This window comes from Sphingopyxis sp. MG (assembly GCF_002953155.1).
In the GTDB taxonomy this organism is placed as follows: domain Bacteria; phylum Pseudomonadota; class Alphaproteobacteria; order Sphingomonadales; family Sphingomonadaceae; genus Sphingopyxis; species Sphingopyxis granuli.
This window is the reverse complement of the sequence record NZ_CP026381.1, coordinates 2,156,494-2,179,544: the sequence shown is the minus strand read 5'-3', so window position 1 is coordinate 2,179,544 and position 23,051 is coordinate 2,156,494. Positions and strand designations below refer to the sequence as shown.

Genomic DNA, 23,051 nt, shown 5'->3' with positions numbered 1-23,051 from the left:
TACCAGGGATCACCGGGCGGGCCGGCTGGGGTGCGCGTAATAGTGGCTCATGTCGAAATCGGGGAAATCGATCGCTTCGATCGCGGCGCGGGCGCGGTCGAGTTCGGCGATGATCCGGTCCTCCATGTCGTAGCGGAACGCGTCCTTCAGTTGCGGTTCGGCGGCGCCGCCGCGCGCCGCGGGGTCTTCGAGGAACCAGTCCACCGTGCGCCGGATGCCGTAGGCGACCGGCGCGGGCGTGTAGCCGAGCGCGGCGAGGTCGCCGATGTCGAGGACGTGATGCCCGACGGTCAGCGGCCAGCGGGCATAGGGCCACGCCGGGCGCGCGAGCGCCGCGGGCGCCGAGACCAGTTCCACCGTCCTGCCCATCGCGTCGGCGATCAGCCGTATCCACTTGCGATGCGAGATCGGCTCGCCATCGGCGCAGTTGAAGACCCGCCCCGCCGATGTCCGCCGGTCGCGCACGGCGGCCAGCACGATCCGCGCCGCATTTTCGGCATAGAGCGCGCTTTGCAGCAGGAAGCCGCCTTCGGGGACGATGATGCGCTCGCGCCCGTCGAGCAGGCGGCGGATGATGCTCCATTCGACCGCGCCGGGCTGGCGCGGCCCGTAGATGCGGGGATAGCGCAGGATCGTGGTCGCGAGATCGCCCTGCGCGTGCGCCCATTGCAGCGCCGTGTCGGTCTCTACCACGCGCGCGCCGAATTTCCCGACGGGGTCGAGCGGGACGTGCGGCGGCATCGGCAGGCCTTCGTCCAGATATTGTACCGACCAGTCGCGCGCTTCGCCGGTTTCCGAGGTCGGCCGCACGGTCGCCGGCGGGTCGATCCACCCGGGATAGAAGGTCGAGGTGATGCCGACCAGATGCTCGACATGGCCCGTCAGCGCCTGCGCGACGAGGCGGAGGCGGCCATATTGCACGATCGCGGTGTCGAAATAGCGCCCGGCAACGGCCTGCTGCACGGATTCGAGGAAATTCGGGTCGGCCGCCAGATGCTCGACCGGACCGTCGAAGGCGACGGGATGGCGCCCGGTGTTCATCACCGCGATCCGGTGCCCCTCGGCGATCAGGGCGTTGACCACCAGCGCCCCCGTCGGCCCGCCGCCACCGACCAGCAGGATGTGCTTGTGTTGGTCCATCGTCTCTCTCTCCAGCGAAACGAGCCATCCGGGTCATGGGGCCCGATCTCTATCGTTCCTTATTTGGAGAAAATAGACAGTTATAATTATCCTATCAAGGAATTTATATTTCATGCGCTGGAGCATGGCGATGTCGGGGTCCATGCGAGGCAGGCGCACGTAGCTGGACCCCGGCTTTCGCCGGGGAACTGCTATTTGTCGAAAAGGGATAATGGCCGACTTGTTTCAGGGTCCAAGGTCCGCCCGCACCTGGAAGGGTCCGACCATGGATGCTGAAACGATATCGGCATTGGTGTCGGTCAGGCCGCGGCGACGACGATGATCTCAACCTTGTATTCAGGCGTAGCCAGCTTCGCTTCGCCGGTGGCGCGCGCGGGGGCGTCCTTGCCGTCGACCCATTCGTCCCACACCGCGTTCATTTCCGCGAAGTCGGCCATGTCGGCGAGCCAGATCGTCGCCGAGAGGATCTTCGACTTGTCCGAGCCGGCGGCGGCGAGCAGCGTCTCGATCGCGGCGAGCACGGCGCGCGTCTGGGCGGTGACGCTTTCGCCCGGCGCCCCGACCTGACCCGACAGGTAGATGGTCCCGTTGTGGACGACCGCCTGGCTCATGCGCCGCCCGGACTCGATACGGTTGATGGTCATGCTGTTTCCTTTCGATGTTGTTGCAGGTGTCAGGAGCGGCCGTAGCGCGCGAGCGACAGGTCGGCGGTTTCGATGTCGGGCTGCCGGCCGCCGATCAGGTCGGCGATCACGCGCGCCGATCCGCACGCCATCGTCCAGCCCAGCGTGCCGTGGCCGGTGTTGAGGAACAGGTTGGGATAGCGGGTCGGGCCGACGACCGGCGTGCCGTCGGGCGTCATCGGACGCAGGCCCGACCAGTAGGTGAGGGCGTCGATGGCACCGCCGCCCGGGAACAGGTCGGTCAGCGAATGGAGCAATGTCTCGCGCCGCCGCTCGGGCAGGGCATTGTTGTACCCCGAAATCTCCGCCATGCCGCCGACGCGGATGCGGTCGCCGAGGCGGGTGATCGCGATCTTGTAGCTTTCGTCCATCAGCGTCGAAAGCGGCGCGTGCGCGGCGTCGGCGACGGGCACGGTGATCGAGTAGCCCTTGACCGGATAGACGGGCAGGGTCAGCCCCAGCGGGCGCAGCATCTGCGGCGAAAAGCTGCCGAGCGCGACGACATAGGCGTCCGCCGTCACCAGACCCCGGTCGGTTTCGACCCCGACATCGGGCCGCAGCGCCTGAATCCGGGTCCCGTAGCGGAAGGTGACGCCGCGCGCCTCCGCCATGCGGGCGAGCGCGGCGGTGAATTTGAAGCAGTCGCCGGTTTCGTCGCCGGGCAGCCGCAGCCCGCCCACCACCTTGTCGCGCGCCGCGCCCAGCCCGGGCTCGACCGCCACGCAGCCGTCGCGGTCGAGCACCTCGAACGGGACACCGCTCGCGCGCAGCACCGCGATGTCCTTTGCCATGCCGTCGAGCTGCTTCTGGGTGCGGAACAGCTGCAGGGTGCCGCCGGTGCCTTCGTCATAGGCGATGCCGGTCGTCTCGCGCAGCGCGACGAGGCAGTCCTTGCTGTATTCGGCGAGGCGGACCATTCGCGCCTTGTTCACATGATAGCGCGCGCTGGTGCAGTTGCGCAGCATCGCCAGCAGCCACCGCAGCATCGCGCCGTCGATCTGCGGCCGCAGGATCAGCGGCGCGTGCCGCATCATCAGCCAGCGGATCGCCTTCATCGGGATGCCGGGTGCGGCCCACGGGGCGGAATAGCCGGGCGAGACCTCGCCCGCGTTGGCGAAGCTGGTTTCGAGCGCCGGGCCGGCCTGGCGGTCGAGCACCACCACCTCGTGCCCCGCTTCGGCCAGATACCAGGCGGTGGTGACGCCGATCACCCCGCTGCCAAGAACCGCGATCTTCATGCCGGCCTCCCTGAAATAACCCCCGCGAAGGGAAGATAATGCCGGTCGTAACGATGGCCGAGCGACGTCAGTATCTCGTAGGAAATGGTCCCCGCATCGCGCGCGAGGACGTCGACCGGCTGGTGCGGGCCGATGATCTCGACCCAGTCGCCTTCCTCCGGCTGCCCGGCGGGCAGGTCGCTGACGTCGAGCGTGATGCTGTCCATCGACACGCGCCCGAGGATCGGCAACCGCCGGCCGTCGAACCAGGCGGCGCCGCGATTGCCGAGCGTGCGCGGCAGGCCGTCCGCATAGCCGACGCCGATCGTCGCGATGCGCGTCGGCCGGGTGCAGCGATGGGTGAGGTCGTATCCGACCCCGGTGCCTTCGGGGACGGTGCGGACCTGCACGACCCGCGCGTCGAGCCGGACGACGGGTTCGAGCGCGTCGGCCGGGTCGCCGCTGGGCGATCCGCCGTAGAGCGCGATCCCCGCCCGCACGACGTCCTTGTGATAGGGGGCCGCCAGAAAGGCGCCGCCCGAATTGGCGAGCGACCGGGGAACGCCGGGAAAGGCGGCCGCCAGCCGGTCGAACGCGGCGATCTGCATCGCGTTGGCCTCGCTGTCGGGGGTGCCCGACGAGGCGAGGTGGCTCATCACCAGCCGCAGGTCGACCGCCTGGCGGAAGCGATCGTCATGCGCGAGCCGGACGCCGTCTTCGGGGGCGAGCCCGAGCCGCGACATGCCGCTGTCGAGTTGCAGGACGGCGGGAAGCCGCCGATCGAGCGCGCGCGCGGTCTCGGCCCAGCGCTCCGCCTGACCAGGCGAATTGAGGACGGGAACGATCCCGTGCCGCGCGCATAGCGGCTCGACGCCCGGCGGCAGGCCGTTGAGGACGATGAGTTCGGCCTGCGGCGGAAGTTCGTCGCGGATCGCCAGCGCCTCGTCGAGATGCGCGACGAAGAAGCGGCGACAGCCGGCATCCCACAGCGCCGAGGCCACCGGACCGCTACCGAGGCCATAGGCATCGGCCTTCACCACCGCCGCAGCCGTAGCGGGGGCGACGCGCGCGGCGATGGCCGCATAGTTGCGGGCCAGCGCCGGCAGGTCGATCCAAAGCCGGCCGCAGCGGGCCGTGGGCGCGCGATTATCTGGCAAAGACGATCCCCTTCCGGCAAAAAGAATATCAGAATAATGTTGGATTTTGGATGCGAATTACGCGTGATTATTCTGTTTTCGCGGTTTTGGTTGAATTAAGTTTCATCCTCATGCGATAGGGTTCGAATGGACGCCATCGACCGCAACATCGTCCGGCTGCTGCGCCTGAACGGGCGCATGCCGAATCGCGAGCTGGCGGCCGAGGTCGGGCTTTCCCCTTCGGCCTGCCTGCGCCGGGTCGGCAACCTGGAAGCGAGCGGGGTGATCCGCGGCTATACGGCGATCGTCGCGCCCACGGAACGGGACGGGCTGATCGTCATCATCCGTATCACGCTGGAGCGGCAGACCGAGGCCTATCTCAACCGGTTCGAGGAAGCCGTCCGCCAGCACCCGGAAATCGAGGAATGTTTCCTGATGACGGGCGATCCCGATTACATCCTGCGGATCACCGCCGCCGATGCCGCGGCCTACGAGGAAATCCACAAGACGATCCTGTCGCGCCTTCCCGGCGTCGAGCGCATCCATTCGAGCATCGCGGTGCGCAGCGTTCCGAAGCATGCGGGCGTGCGGCCGAAGGGTGCGTATCGCTGACGCCGCGGCGCGATTCCGCCGCGCGCGCTCCGACCTTGCCCGGCGCGTGAGGTCCGCATCCCCTATCCATAATGAAGCGCTGCGAAATTTCTCGCGCGCCATCGCGCGGGCGTGATCCGAAATCCCCCCATCGTGCGCATAGAAATATGGGATTCGATGGCGGCCGTCGCGTCGGAAGAGGGGGGATCGGAATGCTCAATGGTTTTAGGCGTGGAACGTCGCCTGGCCGCCCACTCGCCAATCTCTTCAGCTTCGGGGAAGGGGCCGCGCGCATCCGCGCCGAACAGCGCAAGGCGGCGCTGCGCCGATCGTCGATCCTGTCCAGCCGCCTGTCGGTCGAGGCGCTCGAGCCGCGCCTGCTGCTGTCCGCCGACGTCGCGCCGATCGACGTCGGACTCGGCCTTGGCCTTCCGTCCGGGCTGGTCGCCAGCATGGAGCCCTCTGCCAAATTCCTGACCGTGATGCCGTTCGACGGGGCCGGCGCCGGCACCGGCATCGGCGGCATCGCGCCGGGCATCGACATGTCGGCGCTTTCGGTGCGGGTCGGCGGCTATGCGCTCGATGTCGACGGCGCCGACACGGCCAGCGGCTTTTATGCCCATGGCGGCTCCGGCGGCTCGGGATCGGCGGGCGCGCCGGGCGCCACCGCCGCGCTGACGACTTTCGGCGGGGCGGATGGGGAGGGCGAGGGGATCTCGCTTCTGTCCTTGTCGGCCCCGACGGCCGTGCCCCCGGTCACCGGTTCGCTCGACGTGCCGGGCGCGACGCAGAGCTTCACCTTCACGCTGACCGAGGCGCGCAAGGTCTATTTCGATTCGCTGACCGACCGGTCGAACATCCGCTGGTCGCTGGTCGGGCCGAACGGCACGCTCGTCAACGGCCGTGCCTTCGGCGCGTCGGATTCGATCGATATCTCCGGGTCGAACATCCTCGACCTGGCCGCCGGCGACTATCGGCTGACCGTCGATGGCGACGGCGACGCGACGGGGGCCTTCGCCTTTCGCCTGCTCGACATCGCCAATGCGGCGCCTATTCAGGCCGGCGCGCTGGTTTCGGCGCAGAACGAGGGGCGCGCCACCGACCTCTATGCCTTCGACGCGGTCGCCGGCGAACGCTATTTCTTCGACCGGCAGACGCTGACCGGCGGCACGGTGAGCTGGCGGCTGATCGGTCCCGACGGCGAATATGTGCGCGGCCCGGACTATTACAACGATTCGGGCGTGTTCGCGCTCGATCGGACCGGCACCTACACGCTCGCGATCGAGGGGGCGGACAGCAACAGCGCCGCGTTCGACTATGGCTTCATCCTGTCGCGCGTGACCGCGACCGAAGCCGCGCTGACGCCGGGCGAACTGGTGCGCGGGCGGATCGAGGGCGCGGGCGACACGATCACCTATATCTTCGACCTGGCGGGCGAGACGCGGCTGCTGTTCGATGCGCTGCGCGACGACCGCGGCTTTCAATGGAGCCTGGCCGGCCCGCGCGGCACGGTGGTCGACGGGCGCTATTTCTGGAATTCGGAAGGCAGTTCGGGCCAGCCCCTGCTGGCGCTGCCCGCGGGGCGCTACCGGCTGACGGTGGGCGGCGGCGGAAGCGACGCGCGGGGCGACTTCGCCTTCCGCCTGCTCGACGCGGGCGCGGCGCAGGACGTGACGGCGCTGCCCGGGTTCGGGGGCGCGGTCGGCGACGGCGGGGTGAGCGACGCGATCGGGCGCGGCGAGGGCGCGCCGCTCGACTATTCGGGGCTGCCCGGGACCGTCAACCACGGCTGGGACGTCAATCGGCAGAAGGACCTGATCGTCGCCGATTCGGACGCGCTGCGCCCGGCGACGCTGACGCTGGAGGCGTGGGTGCGCAGCGCGGAGGCCGTCGACGACGGCGACGGCGGCATCATCATCTTCGGCGGCGACCCCTATCAGACGATCCTGTTCAAGGGGTCGAGCACGTCGTGGGACGACGGCTATGGCCTGCTGCGGATCGGCGACACGGTCCGCTTCTATCTCAACGACTGGTACGACGCCTATATCGAGGCGCCGATCGAGAGCGAGCGGTGGGTGCACGTCGCCGCCACCTATGACGGCGCGGTCATGCGGCTGTATGTCGATGGGTTGCAGGTCGCCGAGCGCGATTTCGCCGAGGCGATCCGCCATAGCGGCGCGCCGCTGGTGATCGGCGGCGGCCCGCAGGCCTATTATCCGTGGAACGGGGCGATCGACGAGGTGCGCGTCTGGGACGTGGCGCGTTCGGCGGCCCAGATCGCCGCCGCGGCGCAGGCGCCGCTGTCGGGCGGCGAGAGCGGGCTCGTCGGCTATTGGCGGTTCGACGAGGCCGACGGATGGACCGCGGCCGATTCCTCGCCCTCCGGCTCGCCCGCGACCGGCGGCGCGCCGGCGACCGAAACGCGGCTCTACAGCTTCGCCGCGGCGAAGGGCGAGCATTGGTATTTCGACGTCGCGAGCCAGAGCGGCGCTTCGCTGACCGTGCGCGTCTACCGTCCGGACGGGACTCAACTCGTCGCGCCGACGGCGCTGGCCGACCTCAACCTCGCCAATCTGCCGATGGACGGCACCTATCTGATCGCGGTCGAAGGCGTTGTGGGCAACGGCGGTGCCGCCGCCTTTTCCGCGCGCATGGTCAAGGTCGCCGATCCGACGCGCGCGATCGCCGTCGATACCCTCGTCACGGGGCGGCGCGAGCCCGGCGAGCGGCACACGCTGACCTTCACCCTGACGCAGCCGGCGCGGCTGCTGTTCGATTCGCTGACCAGCCGCTGGGACCTCCACTGGACGCTGACCGGACCGCGCGGCGCCGAAGTGAACCAGCGCGCCTTCGCCTATTCGGATTCGCTCGACCTGTCGTCGGGTCTGTCGTCGCTGCTCGACCTGCCCGCCGGCACCTATAGCCTGATCGTCGACGGCAGCGTCGGCGAGGCGGTCGATTACGCCTTTCGCCTGATCGACACCGCGAACGCTCAGGCGGTCGCGTTCGACGCCGACGTCACCGGCAGCTTCGCGACCGGGGGGACGAGCAACGTCTATCGCTTCGACGCCGCGGCGGGCGACAAGGTGACGCTCGAACGGCTGATCGATGCGACATCGAGCGACTACAGCATCGGCTGGCGGCTGTTCGACCCGTTCGGGCGGCAGGTGACGAACGCGAACTACCTCCATGGCACCTCGACCGTCGATCTGCGCGTCACCGGCACCTATACGCTTGCGATCGAGCAGCGGGTCGGAGCCGCGCCGATCGGCTATGGCTTCCGCGTCAACCTGACCGAGCATGTCGCGCTGCCCGACATATCGGGCGGCGCGCTGTTCCAGCCCGGCGACACGCTGTCGGGCACGCTGGTCGCCGGCGGCGAGCCGGGGCTGCATCGCTTCACCGTCGCCGGTCCGACGCGGCTCACTTTCGATTCGCTGACCAACGACAGCGGCAAGACTTGGACGCTGCTGGGGCCGAACGGCGTCGAGGTGAGCAGTCGCAGCTTCAGCGCCAGCGACGGCACGAGCATCAGCGGCAGCGCGGTGATCGACCTTCCCGCGGGCGGAACCTATCAGTTGCGGGTGTCGGGCACGGCCGGCGCCTATTCGATGCGGCTGCTCGACCTGGCGGCGGCGACGCCGATCACGCCCGGCGGCGCGCTGGTCGAGAGCCGGCTGCTGCCCTCGCGCGCGACCGACATGTACAGCTTCACCGGCGTCGCCGGCGAGACGCTCTATCTCGATACCCAGACGGCGCTCAGCAGCGGCAGCTTCCGGCTGATCGATCCGTTCGGCCGGCTGGTCGTCGGGCCCGTGGGCTTCGCGGACCGCGAACTGGTGCTGCCGGTCGACGGCACCTATGTCCTGTTGATCGAGGGGCGGGTGGCGAACACCGCCGCCGACGACGATTATTCCTTTGTCCTCAACCGCCCGCGCGATCCCGCGCCGCTCGACCTGACGCTCGGCGCGCGGATCGACGGCGTTCTGGCGGCGGCGGGCGACGTCCAGCGCTATCGCTTCCAGCTTTCGTCGGAGCGGCTGCTGGCCCTCGACAGCTTCACCGGCAGCACGACGCTGACGTGGCGCCTGAAGGGGCCGGGGATCGATTATTCGGCGTCGCTGCGCGATGCCGACGGCGCCTTTCAGGGCACGCGCCCGCCGCTGATGCTGGGCGCCGGGGAATATGAGCTGCTGATCGACGGTACCGGCGCGGCGGTCGGCCCCTATGCCTTCCGCCTGCTCGACCTTGCCGCGACGGCGACGCTGCTTGCCGCCGATGGCGCGACGATCGCGGGTGCGCTGGCGCCGTCGAGCGAAACCGACGTCTATGCGCTCGACCTTTCCGCAGGCGAGACCATTGTCTTCGACGCGCAGACGGTGCCGGCATCGAGCACGATCCGCCTCGTCGATTCCTTCGGCAACGAGGTGACGGGGGCGTTGACCTTCGCCGACCGGACGCTGGTCGCGGCGGTCACCGGGCGCCACTATCTGCTGGTCGAGGGACGCGCCACAAACACGGCGGAAAGCAGCGCCTACAGTTTTGCGCTGATCCGGCCGGTCGATCCCGCGCCGCGGGCGATCGCGCTGGGCGAGACGGTCAGCACCGCGATCGCGCGGCCGACCGAGGTCAACCGCTTCACCTTCACGCTGACCGAGACGACGCGCGTCATTTTCGATTCGCTGACCAATGATTCGACGATCCGCTGGGCGCTGCGCGGCGCGACCGGGACGGTCAGTTCCGCCGATTTCTATTACAGCGATTCCTCCGAAGCGCCGGGCGAGCGGGTGCTGACGCTGGCGCCCGGCAGCTATGAGATCGCCGTGCAGGCGGACGGCTATCGCACCTCGTCCGCCAGCTTCCGCCTGCTCGATCTTGCGGACGCGGCGCCGCTGGCGTTGGGGCAGAGCGTCAGCGGGCGGCTGGAGCCGTCGAGCGAGACCGACATGTACCGCTTCGACGCGGCGGCGGGCGAGCGATATTATTTCCAGAACCTGCTGGGCATCGGCAATGCGACGCTGCGGATCATCCGGCCCGACGGGACGCAGACGCGCAATCCGGCCGGTGTCGCGGATTATGAATTCACCGCCGATCAGGCGGGCACCTATGTCGTGATGATCGAGGGGCGGGTGTGGGACGCGACGGCGCGCGATTATCGCTTTGCGCTGCACCGGGCGACGACCGCCGCGACGGCGATCGCGCTCGACGGCAATGTCGAGCAGCCGTCGCTGCTGCGCCCCGGCAAGATCGGCAATGCGCTGTCGATGACGACGCACGAGCAGATACTGGTCGACGATCCCGCGCTCGACCTGCGCGAGGATCTGACGATCGAGTTCTGGCTGAATCCCGAGCGGATGACCGACAGCTGGACGCCGCTGATCTACAAGGGCGAAGGGACCGACGGGCGCGGCTATACGCTGTGGTACAACAGCAGCGGCTATGTCCACCTGTCGAGCTATCGCGGGACGGCCAACGACACGCTGGAGACGGCCAGCGGATCGGTGCCGCAAGGCCAGTGGACGCATGTCGCCGCGGTGATCGAGCGCAGCACGGGGCAGATGCGCATCTATCTGAACGGCGTGCTGGTCGCGTCGCGCACCAATGTCCCCACCGCGCCGCATAACGGCAGCGCCGCCTCGCCGCTCTATATCGGCACCGGCCCCGAACAGAACGACAGCTATCAGAAGCTGGAAGGCGCGATCGACGAATTGCGCATCTGGGACCATGGACGGTCGGCGGAGGAAATTCTCGCCGGGATGGATGGGGTGCCGTCGGATACCGGCGGGCTCGTGCTGCGGATGGATTTCGATGCGATCACGGGCGGCACGGTCCGCAACCAGGTGTCGGGAGCGGATGTTCCCGTCCTGCGCGACCTGGCGGGACTGGACGGGGTGATCGAGGGGCGGCTGACGACGCCGGGCGATACGCGCACCTACAGCTTCACCGTCGCCGAACCGAAGATGCTGCTGTTCGACGCGCTGCACGACAACAGCCAGATGACCGTCACCATCACCGGACCGGGCGGCGTTTCGGCGGCGCGCAACATGCGCAACGGCGAAAGCCACGAATATGGAAGCGGCAATCCGCTGATCGAGGTCGGGCCGGGGACCTATACCGTGACCGTCGACGGCACCGGCGCGGCCACCGGCGCCTATGCCTTTCGCCTGATCGACGTCGCAGCCGCGCCCGTCCTGCCGCAGGGCGGCGTCGCGACGGGGCGGTCCAGCGGGTCGCGCGACAATGCCGTGTGGCGGATCGACGCGGCGGCCGGGGACCGGCTGTTCATCGACCTGCAGCAGTTCGGCGGATCGCTGGGCCGCGCCAGTTTCCGCCTGTTCGACCCCTTTGGACGGCAGATTTCCGGTCCGGTGCAGGTCGGCGACATCGACACCGGCGTGCTCGCCTATGGCGGCACCTATACGCTGGTGATGGAGATGCGCGCGGCGGTCGTGAACTGGCCGGTCGATTATCGCGTGGCGGTGTATAACATGGCGCAGACCGCGCCGGTGCCGATCACGCTCGAAGGGCCGAACCCGGATGCGCCGACGGTCGTTGCCGGGGTCGACGGCAACGCCCTGAAGCTGCGCGGGGTCGATTATGTCGAACTGCCCGACGGGCCCGATGTCGACCTGACCCGCAATTTGACCATCGAGGGCTGGTTCTTCCTCGACCGCTTCACCAGCAGCTGGATGCCCGTGGTGTCGAAGGGGCTGGGCGACACCGCGCCCTATCGCCTGGCGGTCAACAGCAGCGGCCAGATCTGGGCGACGGTGCGCGATGCCTCCGGACGCGAGGACGTCACCAGCGCGAGCGGCGTGGTGCCGACCGGCGAGTGGGTCCACATGGCGATGGTCGTCGATCGCGACAACCGGACGCTCAAACTCTATGTCAATGGCCAGGAAGTCGCGTCGCGGCAGATCCGCCTGAACGACAATGTCGACGTCGCCGACCCCTTCTACATCGGCCATTATGACGATGAGACCATCTATGCCCCGATCGAAGGGGCGGTCGACAGCTTCCGCCTGTGGGGCGTCGCGCGCAGCGCGGCGGAGATCGCCGCCGACATGGCATCGGCGCCCCCCGCCGGGACGCCGGACCTGAAGATCGCGCTCGATTTCGATTCGACCAGCCTGCCCGCGGGTGCGCTGCTGCGCAGCACCAACCCCAATGGCGTGACGGGGCGCATCGCGACGCCGGGCGCCGAGAACCGCTACAGCTTCACGCTGACCCAGACGACGCTGGCGCTGTTCGACAGCCTGACCAACAACAGCCGGCTGCGCTGGAGCCTGACCGGTCCCGATGGCGACATCATCGTCGACGGCCGCCGCTTCGACCAGTCGGATTCCTTCACCTTCACCGGCAATCCGGTGCTGGCGCTCGCGGCGGGACGCTATGAACTGACGATAGACGGCATCGACGATGCGGTCGCCGACTATAATTTCCGCCTGCTCGACCTCGCCAATGCGGCGCCGCTGGCGATGGGCAGCCGCGTGACGGCGTCGCTGACCCCGTCGAACGCGACCGCCATCCATCGTTTTTCCGCCAATGCGGGCGAATCCTTCTTCTTCGACGTGCTGAGCGTCAAGAGCGACGTGCGCTGGCGGCTGATCGACCCGAACGGCAACATCGTCTTCAACCAGCAGTCGATGGCCGACATCGACGGGCAGCTTCTGGCGCTCAGCGGGACCTATACGCTGCTGATCGAGGGGCGCATCGATCAGGGGCTGGCCGCGGCCTATGATTTCATCATCTATCCGATGGCGGTGCAGACCGCGCCGCTGACCATCGGCGCGCAGATTTCCTCCACCATCTCGCAGCCCGGCGAGCGCGACGTCTACAGTTTCACGCTGACCGAACGGACGCGGCTCGTCTTCGACTCGCTGCTCTATCAGGGCGAGCTCAACTGGTCGCTGACGGGGCCGGACGGACAGATCGTGTCGGCGCGCCGCTTCGACCAGAGCGACGGGCTGAATTTCACCGGCAACCCGGTTCTCGACCTTGCGGCCGGCACCTACACGCTGACCATCGACGGCAATCGCCAGTTCACCGGCGCCTATGCCTTCCGCCTGCTCGACCTCGCGGCGGCGGAGCTGCTGACCGCCAATCAGGGGACGACCGGCAATCTGGGGCCGCAGGGCCGCGAGACGGCGGCCTATCGTTTCGAGGCGACGGAAGGGATGCGGTTCGGCATCGATGTGCTGAACAGCCCCAACTACAATCATCGCCTGCGGCTGATCGATCCGCTGGGGCAGGTCGTGTTCGGCCCGACCTCCATGCAGGACAGCGGGCTGATGACCGCGGCGATGGCGGGCACCTATACCCTGCTGGTCGAAGGCTATGCCGCCGAAGGCAGCAATTTCAGCTACAGCTTCCTGCTCGACGTCGCGGCGCAGCCGCCCGCCAACGGGGCGACCGGACAGGATTTCGACGCCGACGGGCTGCCCTATGTGCTGGTCAATCACCAGGGGGCGGCCGCGCAGGTGCTGCGCGACGGCGAGAATGATTTCCTGCGGCTGACCGACGCGCTGAACAACAATCCGCACAACAGCGTCTTCTTCTCCGCGACCGGCAGCGGACGGCAGGACGTCGTCGATGTCGGCTTCGATTTCCGCATCGAGCGGCGCGCGGGGCAGGCGACCGACCCCGACGGCATCGCCTTCGCCTGGCTGCCCGTCGCGCTCTATGGCGCCGGCGGCCCGGGGCCGACGATCCCGCGCAGCGGGTCGAGCGGTCTCGAGCCCAATGTCGCGGGGGCGCTGGGGATCGGCTTCGACAGCTTCGCCAACAACGGCGAGGTCAACGCCAACCATGTGTCGATCCATTACAACGGGGTGAAGCTGACCGACATCGCCAGCCCCGGCCTGACGCTGGCCAGCGGCGACTGGACGCACGCGCGCATCCTGATGACGCGCACCGCCGGCGGCACGCTGCTGACCGTCCGGCTGACCGCCGAGGGCGGCACCGCGATCGAGGTCGTCACCGACTATTTCATTCCCGGCATGGAGCTGGAGGCGGGGCGCGTCGCGCTCAGCGCCTCGCAGGGCACCTCGACCGGCGATCAGGACGTCGACAATATCGCCGTCGCCATGACTCCCGCGGCGACGGCGATGCCCGCCGTGCCGTTCGGCGAGGCGGTGACCGGTTCGATCGCGCGCACCGGCGCGGTCGAGCGCTACAGCTTCACGATCACGCAGCCGACCGCGGTGGTGTTCGATCCGCTGACCAACAACGGCAATTTCCGCTGGCAGATCAGTGGGCCGAGCCAGACCCCGGCGGCGCGCCAGTTCACCGCATCGGATTCGCTGAACTTCAGCGACAATCCGGTCATGCTGCTCCAGCCGGGGACCTACAGCCTGGCGATCTCGGCCGGGACAGCGACGGGCAGCTATGCCTTCCGCCTGCTCGACCTGGCGCAGGCGGCGGCGCTGACCCCGGGCGAGCAGCAGTCGGTGACGCTGAATCCGGGCAACATGACCCAGTTGTTCCATTTCGACGCAGCCGCGGGCGAGCGCCTGTTCTTCGACTATATGAGCGGCGCGACGCTGCCCTATTGGCGGCTGATCGACCCGCGCGGAAACACGGTGTTCACCCCGCGCTCGATCGGGTCGGATTCGCAGGTCGAGCTGACCGAGACCGGCCGCTACACGCTGATGGTCGAGGGGCGCATCGCCAATGCGGAACCGCAGACGACGGCGTTCCGCCTGGTGTCGATGACCGACCGCGACGCGGCGCTGACCGTCGGTGCGACGACGCAGGGGACGGTGCCGCTGCCCGGCGACCGGATGCGCTACAGCTTCTCGCTGGCGCAGGATGCGCTGCTGCTGTTCGACAGCCTGACGGGCAACGGCAATTTCCGCTGGAGCCTGACCGGGCCGCAGGGCACGACGATCCAGGACCGGACGTTCGCCAACAGCGATTCGCAATCGCGCACCGACGCCACGCCCTTCCTGGCCGCGGCGGGCGACTATGTGCTGACGGTGTGGGCGAACAACGACGTCACCGGCGATTATGCCTTCCGCCTGCTCGACCTCGCGTCGGCGTCCGCGATCGCGCTCGATACCGTCATCGACGGCCTGCTCGAACCTGCCAACAGCACCGGCCTGTATAATTTCGTCGGCGAGGCCGGCGACAAGCTGTTCTTCGACTATCTGTCGTCGGGGCCGACGGGGCGCTGGCGGCTGATCGACCCGCAGGGCCGCCAGATCGTCTACAACAACACCGGCGCGAGCAGCGACATGGGACCGGTCGTGCTGACGCGTTCCGGCACCTATACGCTGGTGGTCGAGGGGCATGTCACCGTCGCGGGCGCGTCGGCGCCGGTCCAGTTCAAGGTGTCGAAGCTGGTCGACAAGGTCGCGCCGCTGACGCTCGGCGCAACCCATTCGGGCACGGTCGCGCAGCCGCAGCAGGAGGATGTCTATCGCTTCACGCTGGCGGAAGGCGCATTGCTGCTCGTCGATCCGCTGACCAGCGACGGCAGCCTCGTCTGGACGCTGACCGGGCCGCGCGGTGAGGTGGCGAGCAAGGGCTTCCAGAGCTCCGACGGCGCGTCGGTCGGCGCCGCCAACCCGGTGCTGGTCGTCCCGGCGGGCGACTATGAACTGCGGGTGCGCAACAACAGCACGACCGCGCGCGACTATGCGCTGCGCGTCCTCGATCTCGCCGCCGCGACCCCGATCACCCCCGGCCTGCCGGTGACGGGGACGCTGAGCCCCGGATCGGAGACCGAGGCGTTCCGCTTCGAGGGCGAAGCCGGCGAACGCTATTATTTCGACCGTCAGGCCCTGTCGGGCGGCAGCGCCTATTGGCGGCTGATCGCGCCCAACGGGCGGCAGTTGTTCAGCGGCTATTTCAACGACGTCGACAGCTACGTCCTGCCCGACACGGGCACCTACACGCTGCTGCTCGAAGGCTATATCGGCGACGTCGGTTCGGTCTATACCTATGGCTTCAACGTCTTCGAGAACCCCGAAACCGCGCCGATCCCGATTCCGGGGCTGGAGGTGCGTCCCGCCCCCGACCTGATCCCGCAGGGCGTCACGGTCAGCGGCGAGGGGGCGATCCAGTCGGGCGGCACGATCACCGTCGCGTGGCAGACGCGCAACGACGGCACGCTGCCTGCGACCGGGACATGGTCGGACCGGCTGATCCTGCGCAACCTCGACACCGGGCAGATCATCGGCAATTTCGTGATAGCCGACAACGGCGGCGACCTGGCGCCGGGCGCGTCGCGCCAGCGCCAGACGACGGTGAGCCTGCCGACCGGCAACGCCGGCGTCGGCCGGATCGTCGCGATCGTGACGACCGATATCGCGAACGCGGTGGCGGAGGAGAATGCCTCGGGATCGGCCGAGACCAACAATGAGGCGTCGGTCGAATTCCAGTCGATCCTCGCGCCCTTCATCGACCTGAGCGTCGGCCAGGTCGCGGTGGAACCGGTGAGCGGCTGGAAACCCGGCGATACCGTCACGATCAACTGGACGACCACCAACAGCGGCAACCGGCCGACCGCGGGCGCCTTTTCGGAGCGCATCGTCGTGCGCAACGCGTCGAGCGGGCAGCAGGTGCTGCTCGCCACCGTCGCGGCGGCCCCGATCGACGCGGGCGCGTCGCGCAGCGGCAGCTACAGCATCGTCTGGCCCGAGGGGCTGATCGGGCACGGCCAGTTCAGCTTCACCGTCACCACCGACATCCTCGATCAGGTCGCGGAGGCGAACGACGCCGGAACCGGCGAGACGAACAACGCGGCGGCGCTGACGATCACCTCGGCCCCCGATCTGGTGATCCGCGACATGGCGATCGACGCCACCGCCCCGCAGGCGGGCGACAGCATCACGCTGAGCTGGACCGAGGCCAATATCGGCAATGCCGCGACGCTGGCGGGCTGGAACAACCGGGTGCTGGTGCAGAACATCACCACCGGCGAGACTTTGCTCGATACCGCGGTCGCGAGCGACATGCTGCTCGCCGCCGGGGCGGAGCGGGCGCGCAGCTTCACCTTCAAGCTGCCCGACGGCGCGCGCTCGGTCGGGTCGATCCGCGTCACCCTGTATGCCGACCAGAATGCCGGGGGCGGCGGCAATGCGGTGCGCGAGGTCGCCGACGGCCGCAACGCCGAAGGCAACAACAGCGCGCAGCTGACGACGCCCGTCGCGGCGCGCGTCTATGCCGACCTGCGCGTCGGCGACGTCGGCGCGCCGCCGACCGCGATCGGCGGCGGGACGATGACGGTGAGCTGGCGGGTCGACAATGCCGGCGCGCCGGCGTCGGCCGAGGGCGGCTGGGTCGACCGGGTGATCCTGAGCGCCGACGCGGTGCTCGGCAACGGCGACGACATCGTCATCGGCGAATATCGCCGCACCGATCCGCTCGCCGAAGGCGGCAGCTATACGGCGTCGCTCGACATCGCGCTGCCCTCCGACATCGGCGGCCTCTATCGCCTGTTCGTCGTCACCGACGCGGGACAGGCCGTGGTGGAGCCCGATACGCGCGCCGACAACGCCAGCGCGCCGGTGGAAATCCAGATCAGCGCGACCGCGCCGAACCTGGTGGCGGACGCGGTGTCGGGGCCCGCCGGCACCGTGTTCGGCGGCGATCCCTTCACCGTGTCGTGGCGCGTCCGCAACACCGGCGACGCCCCCGCCGCGGGCGGGCATATCGACCGGCTGATCCTGTCGGCCGACGGCGTCGTCGACGCGAACGATCTGGTGCTGGCCGAGGTGGTGCGCGGATCGGGGCTCGCGGTCGGCGACAGCTACACCGCCAGCGTCGAGGTGCGGGTGACCGACGGCCGCGTCGGCGACTATCGCCTGATTCTGGTGACCGATGCCGGGCAAACGGTGTTCGAGAATTTCCTGGAAGGCGACAACAGCGCCGTGTCGCCGGTGGTGCGCTTCGCCGCGACGGCGGCGCCCAATCTGGTCGTCGACAGCGTTTCGGTGCCGCCGGGCGCGGTGCCCGGCGAGACCGTCCTCGTCACCTATGTCATCCGCAACACGGGCGAGAGCGCGGCGACCGCGCCGTGGGTCGACCGTATCTATATCGACGACGACACGACGATTTCGGGCGCGCAGCAGCTTGTGTCGGTGCCGCGCAATTTCGATCTTGCGCCCGGCGAAACCTATGAGGTCAAGCAGCTCGTCACCATTCCGACCGGCTATACCGACGGCGAATGGCGCATCTTCGTGCGCGCCGACGCGCAGGGCCAGGTCTATGAAGGCGGGCGCGACGGCGACAACGACGGCATGTCGGGCGCGCTGATGCTGACCCATCCGGACCTGGTGCCGGTGCTGATCCAGGGGCCGGAAGGCGGCAACGCCGAATCCTTCTCCGAAATCGAGGTGCGCTGGCAGATCCGCAACGACGGCACCGGTTCGACGCTGGGCGGCTGGACCGATACCGTCTGGCTGTCGCGCGACGATGTGGTCGGCGCGGGCGACATCAAGCTGGGCGAGCTGATCGCGCAGGCGCAGCTCGCGGCGGGCGCGATCTATGACGGGGTGCTCAAGGTCACGCTGCCGATCGACGCCAGCGGTCCCTGGCGCCTGATCGTCCAGTCGGACAGCGGCGGGGTCGTCGCCGAAACGGCGGCGGGCGAGGCGAACAACATCGGGTCGATCGCGCTCAACGTCGGGCTGTCCGATTATGCCGACCTTGAGGTCAGCGACGTCACGGCGCCCGCGCAGACGATCGACGATCCCGCGCGCGTCCGCGTCGAGTGGACCATCACCAACGTCGGCACCGGCGCCGGTTTCACCCACGGCTGGACCGACCGGGTGATCGTGTCGCGCGACGGCGTGCTCGGCAACAATGACGACATCGTGCTCGGCGAATATGTCCACAGCGGCGCGCTGAACGTCGGAGAGACCTATCGCGCGGGGCTCGACCTGATCCTGCCGGCCGGATTCCACGGCCGCTACACGCTGTTCGTGCAGTCGGACGCGAAGGGCGAGGTGTTCGAGAATGGCGCGGAGGCGAACCGCGGCGTGCTGGCGGGGAATTTCGACGTGTCGCCGATTCCGTGGGCGGACCTGGTCGTCGCGTCGGTCGCGGTTCCCGCCGGCGCGGTGTCGGGACAGACGATCGACGTCACCTGGCGCGTCACCAATCAGGGCATCGGGCTGACCAACAGCGGCGAGTGGTTCGATCAGGTCTATCTGGAACGGACCGACGGCACCGGCCGGGTGCGGCTGGGCAGCGTCAACCACCTCGGCTATCTGGCGCCGGGCGCCAGCTATGACCGCACGGCCAGCTTCCGCCTGCCCGACGGGCTGTCGGGCGCCTATCGCATCGTCGTCGAGACGCCGGGGTCGAGCGACCCGCGCAGCGGCCCCTATGAGTTCGTGTTCACGACCAACAACAGCCGCGCGTCGGACGCGATGGCGATCGCGCTCGCGCCGCCGCCCGACCTGGTCGTCGACAGCATCTCCTTCCCCGCGACGGGTGTCGAGGGGCAGGTCATCGACGTCGAATGGACCGTCCGCAACGCCGGCACCGCCAATGCGACCGGGACGTGGACCGACCGCGTCTATCTGCGCAAGGTCGGCGACACGGGCGCCGGCACGCTGATCGGCACCTACAGCTACACCGGGCCGCTGGAGGCCGGAAAGACCTATAGCCGCAAGGAGGAAATGCGGCTGCCGTCGAAGACGAGCGATCAATATGAGCTGATCGTCGTCACCGACGCGGGGAACAGCGTCTACGAGCATCTGAACGAGGACAACAACCGGCGGGTCAGCAGCACCGCGATCCTGGTGTCGGCGCTGCCGCGACCCGACCTGCGCGTCAGCGAGGTCATCGCCCCCGACCGCATCACCGCCGGCGCGACCGCGTCGATCGAGTTCAAGGTCGTCAACCAGGGGCTGGTCGCCGCCAACGGGCTGTGGACCGATCAGGTGTGGCTGTCGCTCGACGACAAGATTTCCAACGACGACATATTGGTGTCGAGCCTGCAGAACCCGTCGGCGCTCGGCTCGCTCGAGGAATATCTGTCAGCCTCGGGGACCTTCACCATCCCCAAGCGCTTCCGCGGCACCGTCTATATCCTCGTCGCCACCGACAGCGGCAACGCCATCGACGAATGGCCGAACGACACGGCGCAGAGCAATATCGTCGCGCATGAGATCTTCGTCGATCCGATCCCCTTCGCCGATCTGGTGGTCGACAGCGTCGTCGCCCCGGCGCAGGCGTTCGAGGGCAACAGCGTCACGGTGCGCTACAGCGTCACCAACCGCGGCGCCGGCGACACCGACCTCGGCCGCTGGACCGAGCAGATCTGGCTGACCCGCGACAAGAACCGGCCGCATCCGGGGCAGGGCGACATCCTGCTGACGACGCTGACCTATGACGGCGGCATCCTGGTCAAGGATGCGGGATACGACCGCGAACTGACGCTGACGCTGCCCGAGGGGCTGGTGTCGGGCACCTATTACATCATGCCGTGGGTCGACCCCTATGCGACGCTGCTCGAGGATTCGCTCGCGACCAACGTCAATCCCGACGACCCGAACGAGATCAACAGCAGCAACTATCGCGCCCGTGCGATCGACATCGTCGGCGTCCCGCCGCAGACCTTCACCCGCGCGATCGCCGTCGATGCGGTCACGGCCGATCCGGTCGGCGTCGGCGGGGGGCAGTTCAACGTCAGCTGGACGGTCCGTTCCAACGGCAACGCGGCTGCGGCCAAGTGGATCGATCGCGTCTATCTGGCCGATGCGCCGCTGCTCGAAAATGCGACGCGGCGCTTCGACCTCGGCAGCTTCGACAATCTGAAGCCGCTCGACCCCGGCCAGTCCTATACCAACAGCCAGACCTTCACGCTGAACCCCGCGGCGGCGGGGATGTACGTGATCGTCGTATCGCAGCTGGCGGGCGATCCGAACAATCTCGACAACAACGGCTTTGCCGCGACCAGCGTCACCAACGCGCCCGCCGACCTGCGCGTCGTCCAGGTGGTGCCGGCGGCGCCGACGGCCCCGGCCTATTCGGGCGAGAAGACCAGCGTCACCTATACGGTCGAGAACCGTGGCGGCGCGGTGTGGAGCGGCACCCAATATTGGACCGACGAAATCTGGATCTCGAAGGACCCGGTGTTCGACACCCGCCGCGCGCAGAAGGTCGCGACGGTCAACGTCACCAACGGCCCGCTCGGCGCCGGGCAGAGCTATAGCCGCACCGCCGAATATTCCCTGCCGCCGGGGGTCGAGGGCGAATATTACGTTTATGTCGTCGCGAACTCGGCCGGCAACACGCCGGTGCCCACCGACATCGTCCGCGACGGCGGCAACAGCGCCCTGCTCGACCGCTTCGCCAAATATGCCTTCGAACTGCCGCAGGGCAACGTCGGGCAGGCGGCCTTCCCGGTCGTCTATCGCGAGCCCGACCTGCGCGTCACCGAACTGACGGTGCCCGACACTATCGCCGCGGGCAGCACGATCACCATCAGCTTCAAGGTCGAGAATGTCGGCAACCGCGCGACGCGCGAGGACAGCTGGACCGACCGCGTCTATCTGTCGCTCGACGCCTCGCTCGACGAAGGCGACTGGCTGATGTCGCGCGAGAGCGCGCCCGGCGTGATCGTCCGTGCCGAGAACAAGCATGTCGGCGTGCTGGAGGCCGGCGAATCCTATTACGCCACCGTGACGGTGACGCTGCCCTTCGAGCTGAACGGGGCGATGCACGTCATCGCGATGACCGATTCGGAGCTCGCCGATTCGGGCTATGCGAACAGCACCCTGTCGCCGCGCCTCAACGGCGTGCGCGGATCGCTGGCGGGCAAGGTCCGCGAGTTCCAGGGCGAAGGCAATAACAGCACCGCGAAGGCGGTAACGCTGACCCCCTATACGCCGCCCAACCTTCAGGTGACGGCGCTCACCGCGCCCGAACGCGCGGTGCGCGGACAGACCTTCCGCCTCGAATATCGCGTGACCAACAACGGCGGGGCGACCCCGGCGCTTCAGGCGCAGTGGGACGACCTGATCTATCTGTCGCGCGATCCGTTCCTCGACCTGACGTCCGACCGCTATATCGGATCGGTCCGCCACACCGGCGGACTGGCGGCCGGCGACAGCTATGACGTCGCGCTCGACCTTGCGGTGCCGACCGACCTCGGGACCGAGGCCTATTACGTCTTCGTCGTGTCCGACCCCGCGCGCTACAACGCGACCGGACAGGTCTTCGAGAGCGACGAGCGGGACAATGCGCGCGTCAGCGCCGTCCCGATGGTGATCGAATTGCCGCCGCCGACCGATATCCAGGTCATGGACATCACCGTGCCCGATACCCAGCGGCCCGGCGACGAAGTGACGATCAGCTGGACGGTGAAGAATGTCAGCGACGTCGTCGCGGCTGGGCGCTGGACCGACGCCGTCTATCTGTCGCGCGACGCGACCTGGGACGTCGGCGACAAGCTGCTCGGCCGCGCCGATTACGGCGGCGTCCTCAATCCCGACGGCACCTATACGCTCAGCCTGACGACGACGCTGCCCGGCGCGGCGGCGGGCGACTATCGCATCATCGTCCGTGCCGACGTGCGCAACCAGTTGCACGAGGATGTCGGCGAGGCGAACAACACCACCGCGTCGGCCGAGACGCTGTCGATCGCCGTCGATACGCTGACGCTCGGCATTCCGCTGACCGTCGCGCTGGCGCCGGGGCAGGAGCGGCTCTACCGGATCGAGGTTCCCGCCGACAAGACGCTGCGGCTGCGCGTCGGCTCCGACGACGAACGCAGCATCAACGAGGTGTTCGTGCGCCACGACGAGGTGCCGACCTCGGCCGCGTTCGACGCGACCTATACCGGCCCGCTGGCGCAGGAACTGACGGCGATCGTCCCCGGCACCGAACCCGGCGTCTATTATGTGCTGGTGCGCGGCTACAGCGGCCCCGCCGACGGATCGCAGGTGACGCTGGTCGCCGACCTGCTGCCGCTGGTCATCACCGACATCCAGACCGATCGCGGCGGCGATTCGCGCTATGTGACGACGACGATCAAGGGCGCGCAGTTCCACCCCGACGCCATCGTCAAGGTGTCGCGTCCCAATATCGCCGAATATGAACCCGTCGCGTGGAAGGTCGTCGACGCGTCGACGATCATCGCGACCTTCGATTTCACCGACGCGCCGCACGGCCTTTACGACATCAAGGTCATCAACCCCGACGGCGCCCAGTCGAGCGAGCCCTATCGCTTCCTGATCGAGCGCGGGATCGAGCCCGAGGTGACGATCGGCGTCGGCGGCCCGCGGGTGATCCTGGCGGGCGACCAGGCGACCTATTCGGTGGCGCTG

The 23,051-nt window shown here is 68.4% G+C and carries 6 protein-coding genes (1 of these 6 running past the window's edge); 2 read left to right on the top strand and 4 right to left on the bottom strand.

What is annotated here, in order from left to right; translation table 11 throughout:
* Positions 1-9: 9 nt before the first annotated feature.
* The 4 genes from C3E99_RS09990 to alr form a co-directional block, all read right to left on the bottom strand.
* On the bottom strand, positions 10-1,140 hold the full coding sequence (locus C3E99_RS09990) for an NAD-dependent epimerase/dehydratase family protein (protein WP_076076018.1): 1,131 nt from the start codon (positions 1,138-1,140) through the stop codon (positions 10-12).
* Between the two features lie 299 nt (positions 1,141-1,439).
* Positions 1,440-1,784 (bottom strand): RidA family protein, encoded by a 345-nt coding sequence (locus C3E99_RS09985; protein ID WP_067107944.1) that lies wholly within the window; start codon positions 1,782-1,784, stop codon positions 1,440-1,442.
* 29 nt (positions 1,785-1,813) lie between these two features.
* Positions 1,814-3,061, bottom strand: a complete 1,248-nt coding sequence (locus C3E99_RS09980; RefSeq protein ID WP_076076016.1) for a D-amino acid dehydrogenase — start codon at positions 3,059-3,061, stop codon at positions 1,814-1,816.
* Positions 3,058-4,197 (bottom strand): alanine racemase, encoded by a 1,140-nt coding sequence (gene alr / locus C3E99_RS09975; RefSeq protein ID WP_076076013.1) that lies wholly within the window; start codon positions 4,195-4,197, stop codon positions 3,058-3,060. Before alr ends, C3E99_RS09980 begins: the two co-directional genes overlap by 4 nt.
* A gap of 126 nt (positions 4,198-4,323) precedes the next feature.
* Here alr and C3E99_RS09970 point away from each other — a divergent pair, with 126 nt between their 5' ends.
* Positions 4,324-4,788, top strand: coding sequence for an Lrp/AsnC family transcriptional regulator (locus C3E99_RS09970; RefSeq protein WP_067184830.1), 465 nt, complete (start codon positions 4,324-4,326; stop codon positions 4,786-4,788).
* A 191-nt stretch (positions 4,789-4,979) separates the two neighbouring features.
* Positions 4,980-23,051 carry the 5' portion of a CARDB domain-containing protein gene (locus C3E99_RS09965; RefSeq protein WP_158682247.1) on the top strand. 18,963 nt of this gene lie beyond the right edge of the window, so 18,072 of the gene's 37,035 nt are visible here — the first part of the coding sequence; the start codon lies at positions 4,980-4,982; the stop codon falls past the right edge of the window.

Coding starts and splice junctions, on each gene's coding strand:
- C3E99_RS09990 (WP_076076018.1), bottom strand. CDS start 1,140: ATGGACCAACACAAGCACATCCTGCTGGTCGGTGGCGGCGGGCCGACG.
- C3E99_RS09985 (WP_067107944.1), bottom strand. CDS start 1,784: ATGACCATCAACCGTATCGAGTCCGGGCGGCGCATGAGCCAGGCGGTC.
- C3E99_RS09980 (WP_076076016.1), bottom strand. CDS start 3,061: ATGAAGATCGCGGTTCTTGGCAGCGGGGTGATCGGCGTCACCACCGCC.
- C3E99_RS09970 (WP_067184830.1), top strand. CDS start 4,324: ATGGACGCCATCGACCGCAACATCGTCCGGCTGCTGCGCCTGAACGGG.